20 protein-coding genes and 1 tRNA gene are annotated in these 26,473 nt (G+C 61.7%); 7 read left to right on the top strand and 14 right to left on the bottom strand.

Annotated elements, in window-relative coordinates; genetic code table 11:
- Window positions 1-174 precede the first annotated feature (174 nt).
- The 8 genes from CGZ66_RS38895 to CGZ66_RS38860 form a co-directional block, all read right to left on the bottom strand.
- Window positions 175-1,908 carry a hypothetical protein gene (locus CGZ66_RS38895; protein ID WP_143748965.1) on the bottom strand — a complete coding sequence of 578 codons (1,734 nt, stop codon included), beginning with the start codon at window positions 1,906-1,908 and terminating at the stop codon, window positions 175-177.
- 280 nt (window positions 1,909-2,188) lie between these two features.
- The gene (locus CGZ66_RS40500; protein ID WP_206073852.1) at window positions 2,189-3,523 is read right to left on the bottom strand and encodes a class I SAM-dependent methyltransferase; all 1,335 of its coding nucleotides are present in this window, start codon (window positions 3,521-3,523) and stop codon (window positions 2,189-2,191) included.
- A gap of 21 nt (window positions 3,524-3,544) precedes the next feature.
- The gene (rfbD, locus tag CGZ66_RS38885; RefSeq protein ID WP_095091971.1) at window positions 3,545-4,426 is read right to left on the bottom strand and encodes a dTDP-4-dehydrorhamnose reductase; all 882 of its coding nucleotides are present in this window, start codon (window positions 4,424-4,426) and stop codon (window positions 3,545-3,547) included.
- Window positions 4,423-5,493 carry a dTDP-glucose 4,6-dehydratase gene (gene rfbB, locus CGZ66_RS38880; protein ID WP_095091970.1) on the bottom strand — a complete coding sequence of 357 codons (1,071 nt, stop codon included), beginning with the start codon at window positions 5,491-5,493 and terminating at the stop codon, window positions 4,423-4,425. Before rfbB ends, rfbD begins: the two co-directional genes overlap by 4 nt.
- A gap of 22 nt (window positions 5,494-5,515) precedes the next feature.
- Window positions 5,516-6,070, bottom strand: coding sequence for a dTDP-4-dehydrorhamnose 3,5-epimerase (gene rfbC, locus CGZ66_RS38875; RefSeq protein ID WP_095091969.1), 555 nt, complete (start codon window positions 6,068-6,070; stop codon window positions 5,516-5,518).
- On the bottom strand, window positions 6,071-6,952 hold the full coding sequence (gene rfbA / locus CGZ66_RS38870; protein ID WP_095091968.1) for a glucose-1-phosphate thymidylyltransferase RfbA: 882 nt from the start codon (window positions 6,950-6,952) through the stop codon (window positions 6,071-6,073).
- Window positions 6,953-7,084: 132 nt separating this feature from the next.
- Window positions 7,085-8,110, bottom strand: a complete 1,026-nt coding sequence (locus tag CGZ66_RS38865; protein ID WP_095091967.1) for an NAD-dependent epimerase — start codon at window positions 8,108-8,110, stop codon at window positions 7,085-7,087.
- A gap of 37 nt (window positions 8,111-8,147) precedes the next feature.
- A complete protein-coding gene (locus CGZ66_RS38860; protein WP_095091966.1) occupies window positions 8,148-8,738 on the bottom strand; it encodes a biotin transporter BioY in 591 nt (196 codons plus the stop codon).
- Window positions 8,739-8,862: 124 nt separating this feature from the next.
- On the opposite strand from CGZ66_RS38860, the gene CGZ66_RS38855 reads away from it, so the two are divergent.
- Window positions 8,863-9,771 carry an MBL fold metallo-hydrolase gene (locus CGZ66_RS38855; protein WP_095091965.1) on the top strand — a complete coding sequence of 303 codons (909 nt, stop codon included), beginning with the start codon at window positions 8,863-8,865 and terminating at the stop codon, window positions 9,769-9,771.
- A 4-nt stretch (window positions 9,772-9,775) separates the two neighbouring features.
- On the opposite strand, the gene CGZ66_RS38850 is transcribed toward CGZ66_RS38855, so the two are convergent.
- Window positions 9,776-10,561 (bottom strand): DUF1499 domain-containing protein, encoded by a 786-nt coding sequence (locus CGZ66_RS38850; RefSeq protein WP_095091964.1) that lies wholly within the window; start codon window positions 10,559-10,561, stop codon window positions 9,776-9,778.
- Window positions 10,562-10,717: 156 nt separating this feature from the next.
- Window positions 10,718-12,346, bottom strand: coding sequence for a fatty-acid--CoA ligase (locus CGZ66_RS38845; protein ID WP_095091995.1), 1,629 nt, complete (start codon window positions 12,344-12,346; stop codon window positions 10,718-10,720).
- A gap of 190 nt (window positions 12,347-12,536) precedes the next feature.
- Here CGZ66_RS38845 and CGZ66_RS38840 point away from each other — a divergent pair, with 190 nt between their 5' ends.
- Together CGZ66_RS38840 and CGZ66_RS38835 are read left to right on the top strand one after the other, a co-directional pair.
- Window positions 12,537-12,893 (top strand): hypothetical protein, encoded by a 357-nt coding sequence (locus tag CGZ66_RS38840; RefSeq protein WP_095091963.1) that lies wholly within the window; start codon window positions 12,537-12,539, stop codon window positions 12,891-12,893.
- Window positions 12,894-13,031: 138 nt separating this feature from the next.
- Window positions 13,032-13,421, top strand: coding sequence for a DUF427 domain-containing protein (locus CGZ66_RS38835; RefSeq protein ID WP_095091962.1), 390 nt, complete (start codon window positions 13,032-13,034; stop codon window positions 13,419-13,421).
- Between the two features lie 171 nt (window positions 13,422-13,592).
- On the opposite strand, the gene CGZ66_RS38830 is transcribed toward CGZ66_RS38835, so the two are convergent.
- The 3 genes from CGZ66_RS38830 to ppdK form a co-directional block, all read right to left on the bottom strand.
- On the bottom strand, window positions 13,593-14,333 hold the full coding sequence (locus CGZ66_RS38830) for a polysaccharide deacetylase family protein (protein WP_095091994.1): 741 nt from the start codon (window positions 14,331-14,333) through the stop codon (window positions 13,593-13,595).
- Window positions 14,334-14,504: 171 nt separating this feature from the next.
- Window positions 14,505-15,608 (bottom strand): glycosyltransferase family 9 protein, encoded by a 1,104-nt coding sequence (locus CGZ66_RS38825; protein WP_095091961.1) that lies wholly within the window; start codon window positions 15,606-15,608, stop codon window positions 14,505-14,507.
- Between the two features lie 260 nt (window positions 15,609-15,868).
- Window positions 15,869-18,553 (bottom strand): pyruvate, phosphate dikinase, encoded by a 2,685-nt coding sequence (gene ppdK, locus CGZ66_RS38820; protein WP_095091960.1) that lies wholly within the window; start codon window positions 18,551-18,553, stop codon window positions 15,869-15,871.
- Window positions 18,554-18,776: 223 nt separating this feature from the next.
- On the opposite strand from ppdK, the gene CGZ66_RS38815 reads away from it, so the two are divergent.
- The 4 genes from CGZ66_RS38815 (at window position 18,777) to CGZ66_RS38800 (ending at window position 22,871) form a co-directional block, all read left to right on the top strand.
- Window positions 18,777-19,121 carry a VOC family protein gene (locus tag CGZ66_RS38815; protein ID WP_095091959.1) on the top strand — a complete coding sequence of 115 codons (345 nt, stop codon included), beginning with the start codon at window positions 18,777-18,779 and terminating at the stop codon, window positions 19,119-19,121.
- 127 nt (window positions 19,122-19,248) lie between these two features.
- Window positions 19,249-19,323 (top strand) — tRNA-Gln (locus CGZ66_RS38810).
- Window positions 19,324-19,517: 194 nt separating this feature from the next.
- A complete protein-coding gene (locus tag CGZ66_RS38805; RefSeq protein ID WP_095091958.1) occupies window positions 19,518-20,198 on the top strand; it encodes a Crp/Fnr family transcriptional regulator in 681 nt (226 codons plus the stop codon).
- Between the two features lie 582 nt (window positions 20,199-20,780).
- Window positions 20,781-22,871, top strand: a complete 2,091-nt coding sequence (locus CGZ66_RS38800) for an O-antigen ligase family protein (protein WP_095091957.1) — start codon at window positions 20,781-20,783, stop codon at window positions 22,869-22,871.
- 127 nt (window positions 22,872-22,998) lie between these two features.
- Here CGZ66_RS38800 and smc read toward each other — a convergent pair whose 3' ends face one another.
- Window positions 22,999-26,457 carry a chromosome segregation protein SMC gene (gene smc, locus CGZ66_RS38795; RefSeq protein WP_095091956.1) on the bottom strand — a complete coding sequence of 1,153 codons (3,459 nt, stop codon included), beginning with the start codon at window positions 26,455-26,457 and terminating at the stop codon, window positions 22,999-23,001.
- Between the last annotated feature and the right edge of the window lie 16 nt (window positions 26,458-26,473).

The raw sequence follows: 26,473 nt of genomic DNA, 5'->3' as shown, positions 1-26,473 counted from the left end.
CGGAGAATGTCCACCACGGCATGTCAAGCCGAACCAGGTCAGCGCTGTCGTATATGCCGAACAGACTTCTGATCCAGAGAGCAGAGCGGTTGTTCGACCGCTCCAACGCCGCAAGCAATCCGCAGCCCTCAGCTGCTTTCCGGGCGAATCTGACGACGCTTACATAGGTATTTTTCAAAACTGAAATCCAACCCCAGGTGCCTGCAATCTCGTCCACCCGGACGGCGTAAGCAAAACTGCATATATCGATCGAGAAGCAGGGCTAGCCGGCACACGTCGAAGATCGACGTAGCCACTCCAGCCATAGTCGTCACGCCCTCGCCCGAGGAACTTCGCCACGTCCGGCCGATGCGCTCCTCCCAATCCCAACCCCACGACTGTTCCCGTGCCGTCAACGAAGGCAATGCAGCGGTAGGTGGTAAGAATATCGCTGCCCAGCAGTGGGGGCCACTTGTTCGAGGTGTCCGCGACCCAACCGGAGACGCGTCCCCACTGCGGATCTTCTATTTTGGACACGGCATCAATGTAGCCCGTCAAGCTGTTCGGCTGGGTGGGGATTGCCAGCCCGGCGCCGAGCGAGGGGCAGCCGAAGTCCCTCCCGTTGAACGGGACGTGATTGAATTTCTTCAGATTGTCTTCGACATTATAGTAATCGACCCCAGCCAACGTAACGTATCGCATCAAGTCGGGGTCTTTGACGCCGAGCGACAATGCCAGTGTTGCGAGATCTTTTCCTTCAGCCCTGACAAGAGCGTCATTCAGCCTCGGCATGCCGTTGACGACGATCAGTGCGGCTACCGCCGCGAATATGGCGATCGACAGACGACGCTTGAAATCAACTTGCCACACCAGACACGAAACAGCTCCAAACAGTCCGACCCAAAAAAGCGCCGGAAGGGTTGCATATCTGCTGGCTAAGGCTGCCGCGTCTCCTCCCATATTCGATCGACCAATAGCGGCCAGCACGCCCGACATGACGGCATAGGCCATGATCGCAATCCAGAAGGCTGATCGGTACCTGCTTTCGCCAGGCCGCAAAAGGCAAAACCCAACGATCAAAGCGGCCGCTGCGATTCCGATTGCGCCCAGCGGAATTGCGGCTGCTTCGGTTGTTACGATGCCGCCACCAATGAATGTCAGGCAAAACAGCGAAATCCCAATTGGATCGAAACTGCGTGCGGCGTGATAATCGGGGACTTTCTGATTCATCGCGACAAAAATCACGAGGGCCAAGCCCGCCGCGAAAATCAAGATGCCGAGCCGCCGTGTTTTGGCAGTGCAAAATCCTTGGATGCCGATCACACACACTGCGGTCAGGCCCGTGCTGTAAAATTGCGTGGCAAAAACGGCCAATGCGATCGCAGCCACATAACCTATCGGCATGTCTTTTTCGGTCGACTGCCAAAAAGCCAATACAGCCAGCACGGTGAAGAGATTTGCGCCGATCCAGGCTACTCCACTCATGCCAACGAAGAAATTGTGTGCGGCAAGCGGACTGAATACGAACACCGACACGGCTATCCCGACGACAAATGCTTCAAACCAGGATCGCGCAAAGAGCGACAATGCGCCCGAAAAAACCAACGCTATAAGAAGGGAGAACGCGACAACAGTGACCGACAGCCCGATATTGTCCCCTTGGGTAAGGTGAAAATTCAGCAGATAAAACAGTTTTGCGCCGGCAATAATATGCTCGTTTGCCGTTACATACAGATCCCTCAGCGTCGGTACCCCGTCCAGCGATCCGACCATCGAAGGGAGAATGCCCCAATAGTCGTTATCCGGAACACCTCTCGCCTGCACCGTGAGCAGGAGCGCAACCACGAACACCGCGACCGGACCAACAAACGCAATCGCGAAAGCGGAGGTTGAACGGCTGACAGAGAGGGTGCGAACGGTGGCCGACATTAGTCCTGCGTTTGCTGCGTATTGCCCTTGCGTTGGCGTAGGTGGCACCTCGCACACACCGCCAGACTGCGCAACAAAAATTCGACGACTTGGCAAGCGGACCGCCGGATAGGTCCGGTGTGCGTCTCAAACGCCACAAGTTGGCGCGACTGGAACGATCAGCCGTCGCATGAATGAGAAAGCATATCCGGCGGCTTGATGTTGCCCCTGTTCTGAAGAAACGGATTTCAGATGGAGAGGCCAAGAGCAGAGCCCGCCTCTCTCCAATTGAATTTCGCTTTCAACGAAAAACTGCGGCGATCCTTCTCAGCAACCGCGTGACAATCGCAGAGAGCGCTCGCAGAGGGCTGGTTATTCGCCAACTCGTTGAGTCCTTGAATTCTTGAACGACCCGTTCACTTTGCTCTATTCTTGCCTGGAGCTCAGTCGTCACCGCTTGCGCACGCGCTATCTCGGTCTGCAACACACTCGCAGTCGCGTGCGCGGCCGATATCTCTTCGGCTCTCTCGACGAGATCCGCCTCCATACGTGCGATCTGGGCGCGACCGCTCCGGAGTTGTTCGCGTATCACAGCTACCTCGCGGGTGAGTTCCTCTATCCGCGCCGCGCGGCTCGTCACCAACGCCCTGTTGGTCCCGATTTCCTCTTCCATGGTCGTCGACACCAGAGACCATGGATTTGCGGCTTGATCGAACGCTTTGCTTGTCGTGCCGGCAAGAGAAATCATTTCCCTCTCGGCGAGCGCGATCCGGCCTTGCACATTGCGAGTCCCAAGAACATTTTCCGGACTTGGACGCTTGGTCACAATGCAGAGCGAGTTCAAAAACTCGACGGAATGAATGGAGGCCAGCGAGGCTTCCCCGAATACGGTCTTATACCTGTCGGAGAACGTGGCTAGGGCATCCGCCCGAAAGCGGGGCAGTCCCCAATGCTCATGGTTGACCACATCGAGCAGGCGCTTGAAGAACGACATCGACGAAAGCGGATCATAGAGACCGCCTTCGAATTCCTGCCAGTAGCTGCAATGCAAATCTTCCGCTATGAAAACCCCGCCATCAGAAAGATGAGGGAAATAACGGGCGAAAGAGCGCACTATGTCTGACGATGTATGCGATCCGTCATCGATTATGATGTCGAATGTCGCGGATTTCGCAACAATTTTTCTTTCTACCTCATCAGTATTGGCATCCCCGATGACCAAAGCAATCTTTTGATCGTCGAAGACCAGACCGCTGCAGGCCGTGTCGATATCGCAGCCAAGAATGAGTTCCGAATTCGGGAAATATCGCGGCCAGATTTCGAGAGAACCACCGTTTTGGACGCCAATTTCCAGGAGTCGAACCGGCTTCTTCCGATAGTCCACAAAAACGCGGTCATATGCATCCAGATAGCTAGACCATTTGTCCGACACTTTGCCGCTATGGACATTGTACAGGTCGTGAAGCGAAGGCGCGTGCGCATTGACCGGCATGGCATGCGCCTCGGTCCGAACAGTCGCCGGGATGTCACCGACCGCCTCGGGGCCGACTGCCTCGGGGCCGACCGCGTCTGGGTCGACCGCCTGTGAGGCGGCCTCTGCATCGCGCATGTCTTTCGGCGATAGGTCCTTCTTCATGCCTCAAGCCCATCCCGTCTTTCAGACCAGGACACGACGCGCCACCGCTTCAGTCGATTGCCGCCAGTCAGGCGCATTCCATCCGAAGACGGAGGCGAATTTCGCGCTTGATAGCCGGGAATTGGCGGGGCGTCGCGCCTTGGTCGGGTAGTCCTTCGTAGCAATGTCCCGTACTCGCGCCCAAGGGCCACCGGACACTCGGCTTGTGTCCAGGATATGGCGGGCAAAGCCGCTCCAGTTGGCCTCGCCCGTGCCAGCCAGATGATAGACACCGAACGCAGCGAAGCTCTTGTTGCCATGCAGCGTCGCCGCCGCATGCAGGACTGCGTCGGCGATATCGAGCGCGGAGGTGGGATTTCCCCACTGATCGGCGACCACCGAGATCTCATCCCGGTCGGCGGCAAGCCGCAGCATGGTCTTGACGAAATTCTTGCCGAACGGGCTGTAGACCCAAGCCGTGCGCAGGATCAGATGGCGCGGATTGGCGGCTGCCACCGCCTGTTCGCCGGCGAGCTTGGAGGCACCATAGACGCTGCGCGGTGCGGTTGCGTCGGTTTCGACATAGGCACCGGAAGCGCTGCCATCGAAGACATAGTCGGTCGAAAGATGAATGACGGGAATGCCAAGCTGCGCTGCGGCTTCGGCCACCTTGCCGGCGCCGACAGCGTTCACCGCAAACGCCAGATCGGGCTCATCCTCGGCCTGATCCACGGCGGTGTACGCGGCAGCCGACACGACGATATCCGGCTCCGCGGCCGCAATGATGTCGATGACGGTGTCGGGCTTTGCCAGGTCGAGCTCCGGACGGCCAATTGCGATGACTTCCACGCCGGCGTGCCTCTGGCCGGCCTCCAGAAGGCTTAACGCGACCTGGCCTTCGCGCCCGGTGACAACGAGCCTCACGCGGCCCCCTTGCGCGCTTCGCCCAATCGCTCACCTGCATAGCGCTCTTCGCGGATCGGCCCCCACCACCACTTGTTCTCGATAAACCAGTCCACGGTTCTCGCCAGGCCACTGTCGAAATTCTCCTTCGGCGCCCAGCCAAGCTCGCGACCAATCTTGGAGGCGTCGATGGCATAGCGGCGGTCATGGCCTGGACGATCGGTGACGAAAGAGATCAGATCGCGATAGCTCTTGCCGCCGGCCCGAGGACGCCTGATGTCGAGCAGATCGCAGATCGTCTCGACGACGCCCAGGTTGGTGCGCTCCGAATTGCCACCGACATTGTAGCTCTCGCCTGGCGTGCCCTTGGTGGCAACCAGCTCCAGCGCACGCGCATGGTCCTCGACGAACAGCCAGTCGCGCACATTGGCGCCGGCGCCATAGACCGGCAGCGTTTTTTCGTCGAGCGCATTGAGGATGACCAGCGGGATCAGCTTCTCGGGAAAGTGATAGGGCCCGTAGTTGTTCGAACAATTTGAAAGCACCACCGGCAGGCCATAGGTTTCGTGCCAGGCCCGCACCAGATGGTCCGACGCCGCCTTCGAAGCGGAATAGGGCGAGGACGGCGCATAGGGCGTTTCCTCGACGAAAAGACCGCCATCGAAAGGAAGGTCGCCGAACACTTCGTCGGTCGAGACATGATGGAAGCGGAAGCGGCTTTTCCTATCGTCAGGAAGGCCGCGCCAATATTCCAGCGTAGCATTCAGCACCTTATAGGTGCCGACGATGTTGGTCTCGATGAAGGCGCCAGGTCCGTCGATCGATCGGTCGACATGGCTTTCGGCAGCAAGGTTCATGACGATGTCGATTTCGTCCCGATGCAGAATGTCGAGCACCGCCCTCTCGTCACAGATATCGGCATGAGCGAAGCGGTAATTGTGGGCATTCTCGATCGGCCGCAGCGAGGCCAGATTGCCCGCGTAGGTAAGCTTGTCGAGATTGGTCACGCGATAGGCCGGGTTGGCGCACAGATGCCGGCACACCGCAGAACCGATGAAGCCGGCACCGCCTGTCACTAGAAAATTCATGTTGCTGTCCTCATGCAACCCATCAGGCGAACACTTCGGCGGCGGCCAACACCGGCGCCTTGAGGTCCTTGTCCGAAAGCTGGAATCCGCCAGCCAATGACGGCCATTCGATGCCGATGGCAGGATCGTCGAAACGGATCGAGCGGTCGTGCTCGGGCGAATAGGTATCGGTCACCTTGTACAAGACTTCGGTGTCCGGCACGAGCGTCACGAAGCCATGCGCAAAGCCCTTCGGCACCAGAATCTGGTTGCCCTTTTCGGCGGTAATTTCGAGCGCAACCCATTTTCCGAACGTTGGCGAGCTGCGACGAATGTCGACCGCCACGTCCAGTAGCGCACCCCGGACGACACGCAGCAGCTTGTCCTGGGCTCGCGGCGCAAGCTGGTAGTGCAGCCCGCGCAGAACGCCCGCCGCGGCGGAATAGGACTGATTGTCCTGGACGAAACTCAAGCCTATGCCGGCCTGTGAAAAGCGCTCGGCATGATAGGTTTCGACGAAGAAACCACGCGCATCGCCATGTCGTTTCGGAATGATTTCCAGAACGCCTTCGATGCCAAGGGACCTGACCTCCAGCATTTACTCCTCCAACCGCTCGACAACGCGCCGACGCAGATAGACGGCATACTCGTTTTTTCCCAGGCGGGTGGCGCGCTGGAGGACATCGTCCGCCGTCAGCCAGCCCTGTTCGAAGGCGATTTCCTCCGGGCAGGCAACCTTTATGCCCTGGCGATGTTCGATCGTGCGCACGAACGAAGACGCTTCGTGCAAGCTGTCGTGGGTGCCGGTGTCGAGCCAGGCATAGCCACGCCCCAATCGATGCACATGCAACTGACCACGCTCAAGATAGACATTGTTGACCGCCGTGATCTCAAGTTCGCCACGCGCCGAAGGCCGGATCGCCGGGGCAATGTCAACGACATCGTTGTCATAGAAATAGAGGCCGGTGACGGCCCAGTTGGATTTCGGATTGTTTGGCTTTTCCTCGATCGTCAGGGCGGTTCCGGTGACCTTGTCGAAGGAAACGACACCGTAACGCTGGGGATCTTCGACATGATAGGCGAACACGGAAGCCCCCGTCTCGCGCGATGCCGCTGCACGGCAGAGCTGCGACAGGCCTTCGCCGAAATAGATGTTATCGCCGAGGATCATCGACACGCTGTCCTTGCCGATGAAATTCCGGCCGATGATGAAGGCTTCCGCAAGTCCGTTGGGTTGCGGTTGCTCGGCGTAGGACAAATCAAGCCCGAACTCCGATCCGTCGCCAAGCAACTCGCGGAAAACCGGCAGATCACGCGGCGTTGAAATGATCAGAATCTCGCGGATACCCGCGAGCATCAAAACGCTCAGCGGATAATAGATCATCGGCTTGTCGTATATCGGGAGGATTTGCTTGGAGACTGCCAACGTTAGCGGATAGAGCCGCGTACCGCTGCCTCCAGCAAGGATAATTCCTTTCAAGAAGTTCTCCTTGACATGCCTAAACCCCCAGCCCTGACATAAACCGCGCTCGTGCTTAGGTTCCATGCAATGGCTTGTCAATCTCGGCGATCGACAAACAACCGTACTATTGGCGCGCCAGGCGCGCCTCCGCTAGGTCAGTCCAAAGTACGCCCGGTACCAGTCCACAAACCGCCCTACCCCATCGGCAACCGTCGTCACCGGGCGGTAGCCGACCGCCTGCTCCAGCGCCGATGTGTCGGCAAAGGTATCGGGCACGTCGCCGGCCTGCAGCGGCAGCATTTCGATAATGGCTTTCCTGCCAAGCGCGCTTTCCAGCGCCTCGACATAGGCGGTCAGCTTCACCGGTTTGCTGTTGCCGATGTTGAAGATGCGCCAGGGGGCGCTGCTGGTGGCCGGATCCGGACGGCTGGAGTCCCAGGCTGCATTGCCGACAGCCGGGCTATCGCTGGCCCGGACGACGCCTTCTGCGATGTCATCGACATAGGTGAAGTCGCGCGTGTGGTTGCCGTTGTTGAACAGCTTGATCGGCTCGCCGGCAAGAATGCTTCTGGTGAACAGGAAAAGCGCCATGTCCGGACGCCCCCAGGGACCATACACCGTAAAGAAGCGAAGCCCGGTCGTCGGCAACCTGAACAAATGGCTGTAGCTATGCGCCATCAGCTCATTGGCGCGCTTGGTCGCGGCGTAGAACTGCAGCGGATGATCGGCCGGCCGATGCTCGGAAAACGGCATGTCGGTGTTGGCGCCGTAGACACTCGAGGTGCTGGCATAGGTCAAATGCGCAACGGCGCTGCTGCGGCAGGCCTCGAGCATGTTGGTGTAGGCGATGATGTTGCTTTCGACATAGGCATGCGGGTTTTCCAGGCTGTAGCGAACCCCTGGCTGGGCGGCGAGATGGATCACCCGGTCAAACGTGTGGTTGGCAAAGCAACCATCGACCACGCCTTTGTCGGCGAGATTGCCGCGGATGAAATGATAGCTCGCATTGGTCTTGCGGCTGGCTTCCTCCAGCAGCCGCAGCCTCGCCTCCTTGATCTTCGGATCATAGTAGCTGTTGACGCTATCGATGCCGACAACCTCGTCGCCGCGCTCCAGCAGGCGCTTCGATACGTGACAGCCGATAAAGCCGGCGGCGCCGGTGACCAGGACCTTCATCAGAAGCGCCCGTCCAGTCCTCGATCTCTCCCGGGGTTCAGGAGCGCTTCAGGAGCGACCACACGGCCGGCACCAGGCTTGCCGCCAGGGCAACCTTGATCAGATCGCCGACGATGAATGGCACGACGCCGAACTGCCACGCCTTTTCGGGACCGATCAGCAGCGCCAGCCAGGCAAAGCCCATCGCCATCATGACGACTTCGGCAACCAGCATCGCGCTGAAAAGCTTGACCGGATGACGGTCCCAGCCCCGGTCGGCGGCCCAGCCGACAATCACCGCCATGGCCACGAAACCCAAGAGATAGCCGCCGGTCGAGCCGAGCATGTAAGCAATGCCGATACCCTTTTCCGGGGTGCTCTGGAAGACGGGAAAGCCCATTGCGCCCTCTGCCAAGTAGAGCAGCAAGGTGGCGACACCCAGACGCATCCCGAAGGCAGCGGCGATCAGCAACACGGCCAGCGTCTGCATCGAAATGTCGACCGGCCCGAGCATCACCTTGGTCTTGGCCGACAGGGTCAGCAGCAGCGTTCCGGCGATCGCCAGGAAAAGCTGCGTTGCCAGCCGCGCCGCGCCCTCTTGCGGCAAAGCCAGAGACACAAGCGGACGCATCGTTGTTGCAATTGCCATCGTATTTCCCCAATCCGATTGCCGCTATCTCATGTTCGCGGCCTCGCGTTCTCCTATATTGGCTTGTGTGTTATGCGGCAATCGGTTTTGCCGTCTCCTCGAACAAGGCATCGATGCATCTGCCATGGCTCTCAAATTCGAAACCGGCTTCGATCCCGTCTATGGCAAGGCGGTGAGCGTCGCGCCTGATATCCAGCGCATCACCGCCCGCAATCCAAGCCCCTTCACCTTTCACGGCACCAACAGCTACATCGTTGGCCGCGATACGCTGGCGGTGATCGATCCTGGGCCGGACGACGAGGCGCATCTGCAAACCCTGCTCGATGTGATCGCAGGCCGGCCGGTCAGCCATATCTTCGTCAGCCACACGCACCGCGACCATTCCCCGCTGGCGGCCCGGCTGAAAGAGCGCACTGGCGCCGCCGTGCTGGCGGAAGGACCGCATCGCCCTGCAAGACCCCTGCATATCGGCGAGACTAACGCGCTCGACGCCAGTGCCGACACTGCTTTCGTTCCCGATATCGCATTGCCCGACGACAGGGTGGTCGACGGCGACGGCTGGTCGATCAGGACGATTTTGACCCCGGGCCACACCGCCAATCACGCGACATTCGCGTTGGAAGGAAGCGGGATCCTGTTTTCGGCCGATCATGTCATGGCATGGGCGACGTCGATCGTCGCGCCGCCGGATGGGGCGATGGCCGACTATATGGCCTCGCTGGACCGGCTGATCGAACGCGGGGACCGCCTGCTGCTGCCGGGACATGGCGGGCCGGTGACCGCACCGCGCCGTTTCATGCGCGGGTTGAAGACGCATCGCAAGATGCGCGAGCGCGCCATCCTGGAGCGGGTCAGAGCCGGCGATCGGACGATCGTGGACATGGTCAAGGCGATCTATCGCGATACCGACCCGCGGCTGCATGGCGCTGCTGGATTGTCGGTGCTTGCCCATCTCGAGGACCTGGTGGAACGCGGCCTGGTCGTGACCAACGCCGCACCAGCCATTGACGGCAATTTCACGCCGGCCAGATAGGCCTTCATTCGGCCGGAGCCGCGCCAACCTGACCGGCGACTTCCTGGTCGAGTTCGGCGAGGAAATCGACGATATGCGCGGCATTGTCGCCGAGGTCAAAGCGGCCGTAGCGAGAGGCCGACCGCATGTCGACGATGATCGTGTCGCCGTCGTCGGCCACGCGGATCGCGACGTCGGCGGGAAGACCAAGGACAAAGCCCTTGGCCACTGCGGTAATCGTCACCTCGGTTTGCCCCCTGAGGTCTGGATAGGGCTCGGAAAGGTCCCAATCGCGCCGGTCGAGCACGGTTTCGACGGCATCTACGACGGTGTCGAACGGCAGGTCGTAGCTGCGTGCGCTGACCAGCGGATAGCTCTCCGTCTGCAGCCGCTGTTCGCCAGGCGTGGATGGGGAGAGCACGTTCATGTCTTTGGTCCGGTCGCTCACGTCGAGCGCGGGTGGATTGTCGAAATCCGTCGAGATATCCCTGAGCTGCGGATAGATCGTCGCCCAGTAGGCGGCAACGCCATAGGGTGCGAGCACCAGCAGCGCCAGCAAGGCGCCGACTGTCAGGTCACGACCGCCAAGGTCGCCGAAGTTCCACAGCCGCGAAAAGGCAAACCCGGCAAACAACAGCGCCAGGGCCGCCAGCAGCGCCACAATACCCATCACCCACAGGAAGATAGGCGTTTCGACGAGGTCGAAGCGATGGCCGACGAAAGCGGTCAGCAGCAGCACTGCCGAAAAGGCGGCCGTGCGTCGCGACCATCCGGCCGCCTTCGAGGTCTGCCGTTCAGGAATACTTGCCATCGATTGCCGCACCACCCCAACCCGAACGGAGACTTAGAGCGGTTCGTCGTTTCACGGAAACGACAAACCGCCTTATCTCTTTGTTTTGACGCAATTCCCGGAATTGCTCTAGAACCTTTTGCTGGCGGCTTGAAGCCGAAAGACGCAACATTCCCGTCAATCCGTCGGCAAGCGATAGTCCCGGAATTGCTGACGCAAGGTGATCTTCTGGATCTTGCCGGTGGCGGTGTGCGGTATTTCGCCGACGAAGGCGACATCGTCCGGCATCCACCATTTGGCGACCTTGCCATCCATGAAGTCGAGAATGTCGGCCTTGGTCGGTTCCTTGCCCGGCTTGCGAACAACGACCAGCAACGGCCGCTCGCCCCACTTCGAATGATGGACGCCGATGGCTGCTGCCTCGGCGACATCGGGGTGACCGACAGCCAGGTTCTCGAGATCGATGGTCGAAATCCATTCGCCGCCGGACTTGATGACGTCCTTGGCGCGATCGGTGATCTGCATATAGCCGCCGGCGTCGATGTGGGCGACGTCGCCGGTGTCGAACCAGCCGTCCTCGTCGAACTGCTCCGAGCCAACACCGCCATAGTAGGCGCGGGCAACGGCCGGTCCACGCACCTTCAAGCGGCCAAATGTCTTGCCATCCCACGGCTGCGCGTTGTCGTGGTCGTCGGTCACCTTCATTTCGACGCCGAAGGGCGGGTAGCCCTGTTTCTGCTGGACGTCGAGCCGGGCTTCGCCCTGGAGACCGGCATAGTCCGGCTTCAAGGTGCACAACGTGCCGAGCGGCGACATTTCGGTCATGCCCCAGGCGTGGATGACCTGGACATCGTAGTTCTGCTGAAACTTGGTCATGATCGCGCGCGGGCAGGACGAGCCGCCGATGACGACCTTGTTCAGATAGGGAAGCTTCTTGCCGGTCTCCTCCAGATACTGCAGCAGCATCATCCAGACGGTCGGCACGGCAGCGCTGAAGGTCACCTTCTCGGTGTCGAGCAATTCATAGATCGAGGCGCCGTCCATCTTGCAGCCGGGCATGACCAGCTTGGCGCCGATCATCGGCCCGCTCTGGCCAAGGCCCCAGGCATTGGCGTGGAACATCGGCACGACCGGCAAGATCGTATCGCGTGCCGACAGCCCCATGGCGTCAGGCATGGCGGCGATCATGGCGTGCAGCACGTTCGAGCGGTGGCTGTAGACGACGCCCTTCGGATCGCCCGTGGTCCCCGACGTGTAGCACATGCCGGCAGCCGTGCCTTCGTCGAAGGTCTTCCAGGCGAAGTCGCCATCCGCCTCGTCAAGCCATTCTTCATAGGCAACCACATTCGGCAGGGTCGTCTGCGGCATGTGCGCCTTGTCGGTCAGCACGATCACCTGTTTCAGCGACTTGACGGCGCCGGCGATCTTTTCGAGCAAGGGCACGAAGGTCAGGTCGACGAAGACAGCCTTGTCCTCGGCATTGTTCATGATCCAGACGATCTGCTCGGGAAACAGGCGCGGATTGAGCGTATGGTAGATGGCGCCGATGCCCATGATGCCGTACCAGGCCTCGATGTGGCGCGCCGTGTTCCACGCGAGTGTGGCGATGCGGTCGCCCAGGCGATAGCCGTCGCGTTCCAGCCGCTGGGCGACCTTCAGGGCGCGGCGATGGATGTCCGCATAGCTGGTGCGCACGATCGGCCCCTCGATCGAGCGCGACACGATCTCGCGCACGCCATGCTGGCGCTCGGCATTGTCGATGAGCTTGTGGCAAAGCAGCGGCCATTCCTGCATCAGTCCCAGCATTCGTTCCTCCCCCGCGCTTTGCGTCGTGCTTTTCGTGCCATTGTGGAGCGAACCGGCGGATTGTCCAGCCACCAGCACCGGCAAGCCCAGCATTGATCGGCATGACGGACAAGACCGCCACAATCCGGCCATCGTCGGCGTTAAGGTTCGTTAACGGGCAAGGGGCGATTGGCGACTGAAAGAGGTTCGCATGGACGCGCAGCTCGACGACAAGTCCCTTGAGAATACGCTTGCCGAAAGTCTGGCCGATCTGGGCCCTGATACAAAGACTGTTTCCGAAGATGAATTTGTTGAAGTTGTCGGCGGCGCGCTGGAAGCGGTCGGCGGCACACTGCTGTTCAAGATGTGCGTCCAGAACGAAGGCGAAGGCCAGCACGTCGCGGCCGCATCGATCGGCGACGGTGGCAATCGTCAGTTGCTGCTGCTCACCTTGCCAACCGGTGGCGGCCCCCTGAAGGTCGAGACCACATCGAGAAGCAGCAATCCGGTGGCCGGTATCGCAGCCGCCTATGCCGGGCTTATGGATGCGTTCAAGACCGCCGCCTGACCATCTCAGGCAATCTTCGAAACCGTGATAGGGCCTGCACCCGGCCTGGGCTAATGGTTTGCGTGTTGCGTGGCGACAGCAGGCCTTGCGCAAGGCGTTTGCGTGACACACCTTAAAGCCCAGGCAAGGAGAACCCGCATGGATCAGATCGTCAACCCGGCACCCGGTTTCCAACGCAATCCCGACAAGGTCATCGCCATCGAGCCTTATGTCGGCACCGTTACGGTGCGTGTCGGAGACACGGTCATAGCTTCATCGACGAAGGCCAAGGTGCTGACCGAGCCCCCCTATCCCGCGGCCTTCTACATTCCGTTCGCCGACATCGATTTCGGCAAGCTCAGCAGCACGGAACATTCGACCCACTGTCCCTACAAGGGCGATGCCAGCTATTGGAGCGTGCTGCCTGCGGGCGAGACCGGCCAGAACGCGATGTGGGCTTATGAGCAGCCTTTCGACGAAATGGCTGAAATCCGCGACCACGGCGCATTCTACGCCAGCAAGGTCAGCATCGAAGCAAAAGCGGGCTGAGCATTTCGACTTGCCTCTCAGGTCCATCGAGAGTCAGGTCGGGCCGACATCACCCGAATATCAACGCACCTAGAGCAGTTCACCGTTTCACTGAAACGGCGAACGGCTCTAACTCTTTGTTTTGACGCAATTCCGGACGGAAAACCGTTTCACACTTTTCCTGGAATTGCTCTAGTCCGTGGTGCCGTGATTGCCGAAGCCGTCGGCATCGTCGAGCCGCACGAAGGTCAGGCCCTTGGCCTTGAGCGCCAGAAGCCCCTGCACCACGCCTTCGCCGGCCGCATGGGTCGGCTGGTTGATGTGCGAGATAATGACGTCGCCGTCCTTGGCCGCCGCGATGCGCCGCGCGGTTTCCCTGGCGCCGAGCAATGAGCCGCCGTCGCCGTTTATCGAGAATCCCGCGATCTTGAAGCCAAGCTTGCGGATCATGGCGATTGCCGACGGGCTGTATTCGGCGGTCGCGCCACGAAACCATTTCGGCGCCGGCTCGCCTGTCTTGGCAAGGGCGGCGGCACCCGACTGGACCTCGGCCAGCACGGCGTCAGGGCTGCCGGCGCTGCGGATGCCGTAGATTTTCTGCGGCGTGTCGACAGCCGGGATATGATGGCCGCCGTGGTTTTCCAGTTCGAACAGGTCGGGATGCGCCCGCATGATTTCGACCGCGGCGGCATTTCGCTTCAGCCAGATGCCGGTCACGAAAATGGTGGCGGGGATCTTGTTTTCGACCAGCGCCGAAAGGATCCGGGTGTCGGTCTGTCCACCGCAGGCATCGAGCGTGAGCGCAACGCGGCCGGCTCCGCTTGCCTCCGGCCTGATGTGCAATGTCGGCTCGACAAGCGGCGCGGCATGGCCGCTGGACACCACGGCCAACGACATGGCGATCATGCAGAGACTTTTTTGCAGCAGGCGCATCAAACCGAATTCCCGACCGGTGCTTTCCAGCAGGCATCCCAAGACCCGCAAGAAGGCGAAAATCGGGATGGTGCATAGCAGAAAAGCGCCCGGCGCGACAATTTGACTGTCCGCGGTGTGAGCGGCTTGTTCCGCGACCAGCGATGGCCGTTGTCCGCGCGACGCATGAACTCAGATGGCGCGTTCGAGCTTCACGTCGGTGCGCGAAAGGAGTTCGCGCACCGCATCGACGACTGGTTTGACCTCCAGTCGCCAGACGCAGTAGGCCCTGCCGAAATCCGGCCAGCCGCAACGGTCGCTGGCCACGCAGTCGCAAGGCATCGGCGGTTGAAGCGCGATATTGGGCACGCCGACCGGACCCCACTGCGACGGCGGCGTCAAGCCGAACAGCCCGACAACCGGGATTCCGGCTGCAGCCGCCATGTGCATCGGGCCGCTCTCATTGCCGAGAAACAGCCGGGCCTGTTTCAGCACCGCCAGCAACGTCTCAAGCGACAGCGCTCCAACGAGATTGACGACGGGCGATGCTGTCCTGGCGACGATGCGTTCGGCAATCTCCCGCTCGTCCGGACCGCCCACCAGAACGACGTCCAAACCGGTTTCGCCGGCAATCTCGCCAATCGCCTCAGCAAACCGCTCCGGCTGCCAACGTCGCCCTTCGAAGCTTGCGCCGGCGTGCACGGCGATGAAAGCGTTTGGATGAAGATGATGCTTGCCCAGCAGCGCCAACGCATTTGACGTCTCGGGCGGGAGCGGTTGGAGGTTTGGAACCGTCACATGGAGACGGACGCCAAGCGCCTGGAGCGGCGAAAGATAGCGGTAGACGAAATGTTCTTCACCAAAGCCAAATGGCTTGGCAAACACGTTGGCGGGCTGCCGCTCCAGCAGACGCAATGGCCTCTCGGTGGGATTGTAGCCGACACGGGTCTTTGCATTGACCAGCCCGGTGAGCATGCGTGACGTCTTTGAATCGGTCAGGTCGATCGTCAGGTCGAAATGGAAACGGCGCAGCGCCCGCACGACGGCGTAAAGCTCTTTGCCGCGCTGCAGGGGGGTGCCGCGCAGGTGGGCACGCTTGAACGTGACCACCTCGGAGGCAATGTCATGGGCGACTACGAAGCTCGCGAAGCGATCGTCGCACAGAAACACCAGCCTGGCATCGGGGAATTCGAGCCGCAGGTTTTCTGAGAGCACCGAGGCGAGAACGAGATCTCCAATGTACTTCGTCTGAATGACCAGGATCGAGCGAATCGGCGCGGGTGCAGTCTGCAACATCTGTTTCCCAGGACAATTGGCGGGATGTCGAAATTACGCAATGATTACGCAATGCCGTCAGCACGTTCGTGTGAATTGCTTTACAAAACGGTAAGCTCGACCGGATGGATCCTATCCGCGGCCGGCCTTAGAGCAATTCACCGTTCACGGAAACGGCGAATCTCCTTTGCTTTGACGCAATTCCGGAAGCAAAAGCGTATCACACTTTTCCTGGAATTGCTCCAGCTCTTTGCTTTGACGCAATTCGGACGGAAACTGCTTCACACTTTTCCGGGAATTGCTTTCGCAACCAGCACCGCCGCCTGCGCGGCCGCTAACCTCGCAATCGGCACGCGATAGGGCGAGCAGGACACGTAGTCGAGGCCGACCTCTTCGCAAAACCGAATCGAGGCCGGATCGCCGCCATGTTCACCACAGATGCCGAGCTTGATGTCGGGCCGTGTCGCCCTGCCCTTTTCGGCAGCCATGCGCACCAGTTCGCCAACCCCGTCGATGTCGAGGGAGACGAACGGATCCTGATCGATGATGCCCTTCTGGCGGTAGGTCTCCAGGAACGAGGCCGCATCGTCGCGCGAGATGCCGAATGTGGTCTGGGTCAGGTCATTGGTGCCGAAGGAGAAGAATTCGGCCGTAGCGGCGATGACATGGGCGCGGATCGCCGCGCGTGGGAGTTCAATCATGGTTCCAGTCAAATAGTCGATCTTGACGCCGGTTTCCTCCATGACACTTTTGGCGACGGCATCGATGCGCGCCTTGACGTAGTCGAGTTCCTTCACCAGGCCGACCAGCGGCACCATGATTTCGGGAACGACAAGTGCGCCGGCCTTCTTGCCCGCCTCGACTGCGGCCTCGAAAATGGCGCGCGCCTGCATCTCGGCGATCTCCGGGTACGAAACCGCAAGCCGGCAGCCGCGATGACCGAGCATCGGGTTGAATTCATGCAGCGCGTCAGTGCGCTGGCGGAGCTTGTCGGGCGACACCTTCATGGCGGCGGCAACCTCGGCCACCTCCTCCTCGGTCTTCGGCAGGAATTCGTGCAGCGGCGGATCGAGCAGGCGGATCGTCACCGGCAGGCCTGCCATGATCTCGAACAGTTCGAGGAAATCCGAGCGCTGCATCGGCAGCAGCTTGGCGAGTGCCGTGCGCCGGTCCTTCTCGGTGTCGGCCAGGATCATCTCGCGCATGGCGACGATGCGGTCGCCATCGAAGAACATGTGCTCGGTGCGGCAAAGCCCGATGCCTTCGGCGCCGAAGGAGCGCGCCATGCGCGCATCGAGCGGCGTTTCGGCATTGGTGCGCACCTTCATGCGGCGAACGGCGTCCGCCCACTCCATGATGGCGGCGAAATCGCCGGACAGTTCCGGCTGCAGCATCGGCACCGCACCCTTCAGCACCTGGCCGTTGCCGCCGTCGATGGTGACGATGTCGCCCTTGCGGAAGGTCGACCCCATCGCCATCAGCGTGCCGGCCTTGTAGTCGACGCGCAGTGAGCCCGCGCCAGACACACAAGGTTTGCCCATGCCACGGGCGACGACCGCGGCATGGCTGGTCATGCCGCCGCGCGTGGTCAGGATGCCTTCGGCCGCATGCATGCCGTGAATGTCTTCAGGACTGGTTTCGATGCGCACCAGGATCGCCTTGCGGCCTTGCGTCTTCAACTCCTCGGCGTCAGCAGAGGAGAAGACGATCTCGCCGGTGGCGGCACCGGGAGAGGCCGGCAGCCCGACGCCGATGACGTCGCGCGCTGCCTTGGGATCGATGGTCGGGTGCAGCAGCTGGTCGAGCGAGGCCGGATCAATGCGGGCGACCGCCTCTTCCTTCGTGATCAGCTTGTCCCTTGCCATTTCGACGGCGATCTTCAACGCAGCCTTGGCGGTGCGCTTGCCGGAGCGGGTCTGCAGCATCCACAATTTGCCGCGCTCGATGGTGAATTCGAGGTCCTGCATGTCGCGGTAGTGCTTCTCCAGACTGTCGGAGATGGTGACGAAGGATTGGAACGCGTCCGGCATCAGCTTCTGCAAGGACGGCTTGTCCGATCCGGCGGCAATGCGCGCCGCCTCGGTGATGTTCTGCGGCGTGCGGATGCCGGCGACGACGTCCTCGCCCTGCGCGTTGACCAGGAACTCGCCATAGAGCATCTTTTCGCCGGTCGACGGATTGCGGGTGAAGGCAACGCCGGTGGCCGAGGTTTCGCCCATATTGCCGAACACCATGGCCTGGACGTTGACCGCCGTGCCCCAGCTTTCGGGGATGTCGTGCAGGCGCCGGTAAGTGATGGCGCGGTTGTTCATCCAGCTCGAAAACACGGCGCCGATGGCGCCCCACAGCTGCTCATGCGGATCCTGCGGAAACGGCTTGCCGAGTTCTTCCTCGACCTTGGCCTTGTAGAGCGCGATGACGCCTTGCCATTCGAGAGCTGTCAGTTCGGTGTCAAGCTCATAGCCGAGCCCGCCCTTCTGGTCTTCGAGGATTTCCTCGAACACCTCATGGTCGAGGCCCATCACGACATCGGAATACATCTGGATGAAGCGGCGGTAGCTGTCATAGGCAAAGCGCGCGTCGCCCGAATCGGCGGCCAGCGCCTCCACCGTCTCGTCGTTCAGCCCGAGATTGAGCACGGTATCCATCATGCCGGGCATCGAGGCGCGGGCACCGGAACGCACCGAGACCAGCAGCAGTTTCGACGGATCGCCGAACCGGCGGCCGGTCAGCCGTCCGATGTGATCGAGCGCGACCGCGACATCCGTTTCCAACCCTGCCGGATAGGTGCGGCCATTGGCGTAGTAAGCGTTGCAGACCTCGGTGGTGATGGTGAACCCGGGCGGCACCGGCAGGCCCAGACTGCACATCTCGGCCAGATTGGCGCCCTTGCCACCCAGCAGATTCCTGTCGCCGGCACGGCCTTCCGCCGCACCATCGCCAAAGGTGAAAACCCATTTGGTCATGCTTTGCTCTCCGGTTGCAGGAGATTGGAAAGATTGGCGAAACGGAAAGTTCCGCCGTGTCCGACTGTCGAGCGATATGATGCTGCAGTGCGAAACGCAAGGCGTCGGCAAAGTTGTGCGGCCGCTACAATCGATTAAGCAAAAGCTCTGTCCAAGGATGCGGCAAAAAGACTTGCCATTCCGGAGCTTTTGGACTAGAACATAACAGGAACAAAGGTGCGCCATGAAACTACACGGAAAACTCGATTACCTGGAAATGCCGGCGACCGGCGGAACGCTGGACCGGCTCAAGGCTTTCTACAGCGCTGCCTTTGCCTGGTCGTTCACCGACTATGGACCGACCTACTCAGCCTTTGCCGAGGGGTTGGACGGAGGCTTCCAGGCCGACGCGGCGGAAGCCCCCGCCAAGCCGCTGCCCGTGCTCTACAGCAGGGATCTGGAAGCGACACTCGACGCCGTCGAAAGTGCCGGTGGCACGATCGTCAAGCCGATCTTCTCGTTTCCCGGGGGCCGGCGCTTTCACTTTGTCGATCCGGCCGGAAACGAGATGGCGGTGTGGGCCGAATAGCCATCGCATGTCATCTGGCAGCGCTGCGTTGCCTGCCCATTTTGGGCGTTCCCATCGTCGCTCATAAGGATTGTGCTTTTCGGCTGCTCTGCTAAGAACGCGCCGCACAAGCGACTCTGACGGCAATTGGGGCGTCGCCAAGTGGTAAGGCATCGGTTTTTGGTACCGACATTCCCAGGTTCGAATCCTGGCGCCCCAGCCATACTTTTCCGGGTCCAGCCTGGAACATCACCCATCTCGAATAGGGCAGCAGCGATTGGCCAATGGCCAAGATGCGTGGTCCAGTTCACACTTGTGACATGACAGCCGCCGGACCGGCTGCCGTCATCAATCTAGGTGATTTTCCTAACGCGCGACCTGCGCTAAAATATCCCCTTACCGAAGTTGAGACCCGTCGTGGCCAGGACCGACAAGCGCCCATTCAACGTGAACGTCTTCCTCAATACGGTCGACGGCGGGAGGACCGTGGCGACGTATCGCAAGAATGAGACTGTCTATTCGCAGGGCGACCCGGCGGATGCCGTCTTCTACATCCAGAAGGGCAAGGTCAAAGTCTGCATCGTATCGGAGCAGGGCAAGGAAGCGATCGTCGCTCTCCATGAGAGCGGGGACTTCTTCGGCGAAGGCTGCTTGTCCGGCCAGCCGCTGCGGTTGGCTACAGTTTCCGCGATGTTGGACAGCGTCATTACGCGGCTTGATAAAGCATCAATCACGCGGGTGCTTCGGGAGGAGCCGAAGTTCTCAGAGATGTTCATGTCCTATTTGCTGGCGAGGAACGCCCGCGTCGAAGAGGACCTGGTAGACCAGCTTTTCAATTCGAGTGAGAAGCGTCTGGCGAGGTTGCTCCTTCTGATGGCAAACTTTGGCAGGGAGGGGAGCCCTCAGCCTGTCATCCCGAAGATAAGCCAGGAGACGCTCGCGGAGATGGTCGGAACCACCAGGTCGCGCGTTAGTACCTTCATGAACAAGTTCCGCAAGCTCGGGTTCATCCATTACAATGGAGATTTGGAGGTTCACAACTCCCTCCTGAACGTGGTCCTGCACGACAATCCTCACCTCAGGGACAGGGACCGTTGAGACTGTTCCGTGCGGAACAGCCAAGTCACTCGCGCCCATGTTAAATTTTGACGGCGGTCCCACCCTCCGGACCGGACCTACAACCCAAGACCATCTCGGCGAGGCAACGGCATGGCTGCCGGCGTACCCGCCGCGGTCGTGCCCGTCAGAAAGATGGCTCGGCGTTGTTGGTGACGTCGGCGCGTCCGTCCCGCCCCCCCCGCAAGCGGACGCGCCGGCCTTGTTGCGCTAGGGTCAATCGTTGCGGACAAGCCAACCGCAGGAAACGCCGAGCGCCGATAGATTCCGATTTGGCGTCCGATCGTGTTCTTCGGCTTTTTGATCGTACGTTGGCCGCAATCACCTGTTTCATTGTCATGCACAGAGGGCTTGTGCATTGTCCGCCACTCGGCACTGCCTTTCAGCGACCATGGTGCGTGGCGGCCATGTGATGGCTCACGCGAACTCGGACGATCTCTTCAAGCTGGCCGTCCGAAAGCATGCACATAGCCTCAACAGTATAAGCCTTGAACATCTCTCTCTTTTCCATACAAGGTCATCGAAGATTCCACCAAGACGGGTGGCGGTCAAAATGGAACTTCAATGAACCTTCCCATCTTCGCCATCAACCTCGATCGCGAGACCGGTCGCTGGAGCGAATTGCTCGCCAGCGCCGAAGCGGCCGGCCTGACCTTGCAGCGCATTGCGGCTATCGACGGCCGCGCGCTCGCCAAGGCGGACTGGACGGAGATCGATCTTCCAACCGCGCGCAAGTTGAGCGGGCGCGACATTCTGCCCGGCGAATATGCCTGTTACCGCAGCCACATCCAGGCGCTGGAAACGTTCCTGGCCGGTGGCAGCGCCTATGGCCTGATTGTAGAGGACGACGTCCTCTTCAGCGAAAACACCATGCGGCGCATCCAGGCCATCATCGCCGCGGTGCCGGATTTCGACGTCATCAAGCTAAACAACCATCGCATGAGCTTCTTCATGCGCGCCGTCGAGACGACGGAAGGCGACGAGATCGGTCGCGCGCTGCATGGCCCGCAGGGCTCGGCCGCGGCCTATCTGGTGACGCGGGAGGGCGCGCAAGGGCTGTTGTCGGCGCTCGCGGTGATGAAAATGCCGTGGGACGTCGCACTCGAACGATTTTGGGATACCGGCCTGAAAGTCTATTCGGTCCGCAAAAACGTGCTCGGCTTCGCCGCCAGCAGCAAGATTTCCGGCATAGCTGGCCCCTCGGGCAGCTACAAATTCGCGCGGCTTGCCTGGCCGAGCCGGCTGGACGCCGGGGCGTTCCGGGCCAAGGACGAGTTGAGCCGCCTGCATCACGTCCTGCTGCGGCCGCCCTTGCCGCGCGAAATTCCGGATTATGCCAGGGCCGACGCGCCGCGCTACACAGTGTTTCTGGTCCTTGCGGTATTCGCCATTCTCGCCATGGCCTCCGCAGTCTGGCGCGAGGCTGACACTTACCGCTTCGCGGGGATGGCACTCGCCGCGGTCGCGGCCATCCGCTGGTTCAGACGGGACCTGTGGACCTACAGCAAGCCACTGATCGGATGGGTCGGCGGGCTCTGCCTGGGTTGGTCGCTCTATGTCTTCATCCGACTGGCGATCGTCTATTTCGGCACCCACCAGTTGGGTGCCGCCGAAGGCATCTACCTGTTTCCGCTGTTTTATGCGACGACCGGCTTCGCGCTCTTGCTGTTTGTCAGGCGGCCTGGGCAGCTCGTCCTCTGGTTCATGATCCTCAGCCTTGTCTTCCTGGCGGCGGACACCGGCTATTCGGACATCCTTCACGGAACCAGACCGGAGCCATGGCTTTTCAACAATCCCATTCACGCGTCGGTGGCGGCTGGTTTCATCTTCCTTTGCACGCTGCAATTCATGGCATACACGGCCCAAAGAACGGACCTGAACAAGGTATCCAGGAGCCTGCACTGGGCGCTGTCGACAGCCGTCCTGCTGTTTGCCTTCGCCAACATCATTGCGCTGCGGTCGAAGGGCGTCTGGCTTGCGCTCGCACTCGTCCTGCTTCTGCTGGCGATCATGACGCTGGCGAGAGGCCATCGCCGCGAGCTGATGATCGGAGGCGGCGTGCTGGCAATCGTTGCTGCCAGCGTCGTCGCCATGCACAATATCTTCTGGTCCACCGCCGGCGACACCATGATCTTCGTCAAGAACCTGGTTTCGGATGCGCTCAGCCATGGCGTCCTCCCGGCCTTCGACCGCGCCATCGCCAGCAATACGGTTCCCTTAGCGGCCAGGGAACGGCTGATGCTGTGGGCCGATGCGATCGAGGTCTGGAAACGCCACCCGATCTTCGGAGCCAGTTCCAGCTGGCTCACCGAATGGCAGAACAGAACCTACCACCCCATGATCTTCAACGTCTTCCACAACGGCTATCTGGAGATAGCCGTGCGCTACGGCGTGGTCGGGCTGGCGTTCTTCGGCCTACTCTACACCTGGTCGTCCAGGCAGGTCCTGCTGGCCGTGCGGGCCAAGCTTGTCGCTCCGGCCGTATGGCCCTGCTACATCTCAACGTTGGTCTTCTTCGCCCTCACCGTCCTCAGCAATTCGAACAACCGGCTGGCGATCGGCGAGGCCTTCATGTGGCTCGCTGCCGCATTCGGCTTCTATTGTTTCTACCTTCGCCAGCAGAAGAACCTTGTCGAGCCGAGAACCTATTTTTGATGCATGTCGCCCAAAAGCGGCCCCGAGCTTGGGGCAACGACATGCATAAAAACAAAGACTTGAAGCGCGGCGCCTGAATCCGTTTCAACGCGACGCGCTTTAGATCGCCGGCGCGTCGCGCGGCGGCTCAGCTCGCTTCGCGCATCGCTTCGGCGGCCTGCAGGTCGACCGAGACGAGCTGGCTGACACCCTGCTCGGCCATCGTGACGCCGAACAGCCGGTTCATGCGCGCCATGGTGATCGGGTTGTGGGTGATGATGACGAAACGCGTCTCGGTGGTGGCGGCCATCTCGTCCATCAGATTGCAGAAACGCTCGACATTGTGATCGTCGAGCGGTGCGTCCACTTCGTCGAGCACGCAGATCGGCGCCGGATTGGTCAGGAACACGGCAAAGATCAGCGACATCGCCGTCAATGCCTGCTCGCCACCGGACAGCAGCGTCATGGTCTGCGGCTTCTTGCCCGGCGGGCGGGCCAGGATTTCAAGCCCGGCCTCGAGCGGATCGTCGGATTCGATCAGCTGCAATTCCGCCGTGCCGCCGCCGAACAGATGCGAGAACAGCCGCTGGAAATGGCTGTTGACCACGTCGAAGGCGGCAAGCAACCGCTCGCGGCCTTCGCGGTTCAGGCTTTGGATCGCTTGCCTGAGCTTGCGGATCGCCTCGATGATGTCTTCGCGCTCCGACACGATCGTCTCCAGCCTGTCGGAAAGCTCCTTCTGCTCTTCCTCGGCACGCAGATTGACGGCGCCGAGCCGTTCGCGCTCGATCTTCAGCCGGTCGAGCTGGCGCTCGATCTCGGCCATTTCCGGCATCGGGCTGTCGGCCTCCAGACCGGTGTGGCGGATGACCAGATGCGGCGGCGTGTTCAGCGTTTCCTGGATGCGCGCCTCGACCTCCAGCCGGCGTTCGTCGGCCGCGGTCAGCCGCTCTTCGGCGCGGACGCGGGTCTCGCGCGCCTCGGCCAGCGACTGGATGGCGCCGGTGGCCGCCTTGTCCATTTCGGATTGCCGGTTTTCCGCTTCCTGCAGACGGTCGGCCGCCGCCTTGCGCAAGGTCTCGGCCTCCGTCAGCTGTGACAGCAAGGCGCGCCGCTTGGCGTCGATTTCATCGGGCGCATCGGCCAGCCGCTCGCGTTCGGCCTCGGCCTCGGCCTTGCGTTCGCCAAGCGAAGCGATCTGCGTCGAGGCGTTCTCGGCCCGCTCCAGCCAGTTGCTGCGCTCGGCGCCAATGGCATCGAGCCGGCGCGTGCGCGCCTCGGCTTCGCGGCGCAGCCCCTCATGCACGGCACGCGCATCGGCAAGCGTGGCGCGATCGCGGGCGACATTGGCCGCGGACTGTTCGAGCTGCAATTGCAAATCGCCGAGATCGGGCGCGTCCTGCAGCAGCATTTCGGCTTCGGCGAAGGCCGCCGAAGTCTCCTCATGGCTGTCTACGATGCGGGCGCGCGCCTCATCCAGGGCCGCGCGGCGGCTCGCCAATTCGCCGCCGGCCTTTTCAGCCTCGGCCAGTGCGTTGCGGGCGGCGTCCAGCCGATGCTGGGCGTCACGCCCGGCCTGGCGCGCGTTGCGCTCGGTCTCGCTCGCCAGGCGAAGCGCCTGTTCGGCCTGGGCCAGTGCCTCCTCGGCCTGGCGCAGGACGAGCGTCGCCTGCACCGCTTCGGCATCAAGTTCAGCCAGCCGGTTCTTCTGCGCCAGCCTTTGCGCGGCGGCGGTCGGCGCGTCGGCACTGGCGGTAAAGCCGTCCCAGCGCCAGAGCGCGCCCTCGCGGCTGACCAGCCGCTGGCCGGGAGCAAGAAGCGCCTGCAGCCGGCGGCCATCGCCTGATACAACGATACCGATCTGCGCCAGGCGGCGGGCAAGCTGTGCCGGCGCGTGAACGACGCTGGCAAGGCTCCTGACGCCTTCAGGCAGAGCCGCGTCGCCGGGCTGGATCTCGCTTTCGCCCCAATGCACCGGTGCGCTGCGGTCGAGCGGCACGTCGAGGTCTTCGCCAAGCGCAGCACCCAGCGCCGTCTCGAAGCCACGCTCGACGCTGATCTGCTCCAATACCGCCGGGAAGAGATCGCCGCTGGCGGCATTCAGGATCTTGGCCAGCGTGCGTGCTTCGGTCTCGATGCGTGCCAGCTCGGCCCTGGCGTCCTGCAGCGGCGGCCGGGCCGCGCTCTCAGTGGCACGGGCATCGATGACCGATTGCTCGGCCTGCGCCACGGCAGCCTCGGCCTCATCCAGCAGCGCCATCGCCTGTTCGACCAGCATGCGCTTCTCGGCCGGATCCGGCAGGCCGGCGACCTTGGAGAGGATATCAGACAGTTCCCGGTCGACATCGGCAAGCTGACGGCCGAAACGGTCGCGGCGCTCGGCGGTGTCGCGCAGCGTCCGTTCGATCTGGTTGCGCGAGGCGGCAGCCTCGGCCCGCTCGGCGGTCAGCGCGGCGAGTTTGGCTTCGCTTGCCGCAAGCGTCGATGCCGCCTGTTCGAAAGCCGCGCGGGTGCTGGCTTCGCGCTCGGCAGCACCGGCATTTTCGGAATTGAGCGCGGCTTCTTCGGTGCGAAGGCGCTCAAGAATATCCGCATTGTCGCGGACCATGCGCTCCTCGCGCGCAATGTCGCCGTCGAGCTGCTGCAGCCGGCGCTCGAGTTCGCCCTGACGGGCGCGGATGCGGCCGGCTTCCTCCTCGATCTGCGACTTGGCGATCGACAGGCGCTGGAAGGCGGCGGCAGCGGCGGCTTCCGCGTCGCGCAGCTCCGGCAGGCGGTGGGCGCCAATGCCTTGCTCCCTTGCGGCGGCCATCTGGGCTGCGGCGCGGTCACCGACCAGCGCGGTGGCAACCGCCAGCGCCGAGCGCGCCTCGCCTTCCTGTGTCTTGGCCAGTGTCCAGCGCAGATGCAGCAGCGTCGCTTCCGCCTTGCGGATATCGGCCGACAGGTTCTTGAAGCGTGACGCCTGGCGCGCCTGGCGCTTCAGACTTTCGATCTGGCTTTCCAGCTCGCCGACGACGTCGTCCAGGCGCTCCAGGTTCTGCTCGGCCGCCTTCAGCCGCAACTCGGCCTCGTGGCGACGGGTGTGCAGGCCGGAAATGCCGGCGGCCTCTTCGAGCAAGGCGCGGCGCGCCTGCGGCTTGGCCTGGATCAGCTCGCCGATGCGGCCCTGCCCGACCATCGATGGCGAGCGCGCGCCGGTCGACTGGTCGGCGAACAGGAGCTGGACATCCTTGGCGCGCGCTTCCTTGCCGTTGATGCGATAGAGCGAGCCCGCCTCGCGTTCGATCCGGCGCGACACCTGCAACTCGTCGGCATCGTTGAAGGCAGCGGGCGCCGAGCGGTCGCTGTTGTCGAGGAAAAGCGTGACTTCAGCGGTGTTGCGTGCCGGTCGCGTGCCCGAGCCGGAAAAGATGACGTCGTCCATGCCGGACGCGCGCATGTTCTTGTAGGAGCTTTCGCCCATTACCCAGCGCAGCGCCTCGACCAGGTTCGACTTGCCGCAGCCATTCGGCCCGACAATGCCCGTCAGGCCCCGCTCGATGACGAACTCGCCGGGCTCGACGAAGGACTTGAAACCAAGGAGGCGAAGGCGCGAAAACTTCATTCGCGCCGCCCGCTAA

This window comes from Mesorhizobium sophorae (genome assembly GCF_002270415.1).
GTDB classification, from domain to species: domain Bacteria; phylum Pseudomonadota; class Alphaproteobacteria; order Rhizobiales; family Rhizobiaceae; genus Mesorhizobium; species Mesorhizobium sophorae.
The sequence above is the reverse complement of the archived record's forward strand: the minus strand, read 5'-3'. Positions and strand labels throughout refer to the sequence as shown.

What these genes read in the sequence shown, in the direction of transcription:
- CGZ66_RS38895 (WP_143748965.1), bottom strand. Translation starts at nt 1,908, where the DNA reads ATGTCGGCCACCGTTCGCACCCTCTCTGTCAGCCGTTCAACCTCCGCT.
- CGZ66_RS40500 (WP_206073852.1), bottom strand. Translation starts at nt 3,523, where the DNA reads ATGAAGAAGGACCTATCGCCGAAAGACATGCGCGATGCAGAGGCCGCC.
- rfbB (WP_095091970.1), bottom strand. Translation starts at nt 5,493, where the DNA reads ATGAATTTTCTAGTGACAGGCGGTGCCGGCTTCATCGGTTCTGCGGTG.
- rfbC (WP_095091969.1), bottom strand. Translation starts at nt 6,070, where the DNA reads ATGCTGGAGGTCAGGTCCCTTGGCATCGAAGGCGTTCTGGAAATCATT.
- CGZ66_RS38865 (WP_095091967.1), bottom strand. Translation starts at nt 8,110, where the DNA reads ATGAAGGTCCTGGTCACCGGCGCCGCCGGCTTTATCGGCTGTCACGTA.
- CGZ66_RS38860 (WP_095091966.1), bottom strand. Translation starts at nt 8,738, where the DNA reads ATGGCAATTGCAACAACGATGCGTCCGCTTGTGTCTCTGGCTTTGCCG.
- CGZ66_RS38855 (WP_095091965.1), top strand. Translation starts at nt 8,863, where the DNA reads ATGGCTCTCAAATTCGAAACCGGCTTCGATCCCGTCTATGGCAAGGCG.
- CGZ66_RS38850 (WP_095091964.1), bottom strand. Translation starts at nt 10,561, where the DNA reads ATGGCAAGTATTCCTGAACGGCAGACCTCGAAGGCGGCCGGATGGTCG.
- CGZ66_RS38845 (WP_095091995.1), bottom strand. Translation starts at nt 12,346, where the DNA reads ATGCTGGGACTGATGCAGGAATGGCCGCTGCTTTGCCACAAGCTCATC.
- CGZ66_RS38840 (WP_095091963.1), top strand. Translation starts at nt 12,537, where the DNA reads ATGGACGCGCAGCTCGACGACAAGTCCCTTGAGAATACGCTTGCCGAA.
- CGZ66_RS38835 (WP_095091962.1), top strand. Translation starts at nt 13,032, where the DNA reads ATGGATCAGATCGTCAACCCGGCACCCGGTTTCCAACGCAATCCCGAC.
- CGZ66_RS38830 (WP_095091994.1), bottom strand. Translation starts at nt 14,333, where the DNA reads ATGCGCCTGCTGCAAAAAAGTCTCTGCATGATCGCCATGTCGTTGGCC.
- CGZ66_RS38825 (WP_095091961.1), bottom strand. Translation starts at nt 15,608, where the DNA reads ATGTTGCAGACTGCACCCGCGCCGATTCGCTCGATCCTGGTCATTCAG.
- ppdK (WP_095091960.1), bottom strand. Translation starts at nt 18,553, where the DNA reads ATGACCAAATGGGTTTTCACCTTTGGCGATGGTGCGGCGGAAGGCCGT.
- CGZ66_RS38815 (WP_095091959.1), top strand. Translation starts at nt 18,777, where the DNA reads ATGAAACTACACGGAAAACTCGATTACCTGGAAATGCCGGCGACCGGC.
- CGZ66_RS38800 (WP_095091957.1), top strand. Translation starts at nt 20,781, where the DNA reads ATGAACCTTCCCATCTTCGCCATCAACCTCGATCGCGAGACCGGTCGC.
- smc (WP_095091956.1), bottom strand. Translation starts at nt 26,457, where the DNA reads ATGAAGTTTTCGCGCCTTCGCCTCCTTGGTTTCAAGTCCTTCGTCGAG.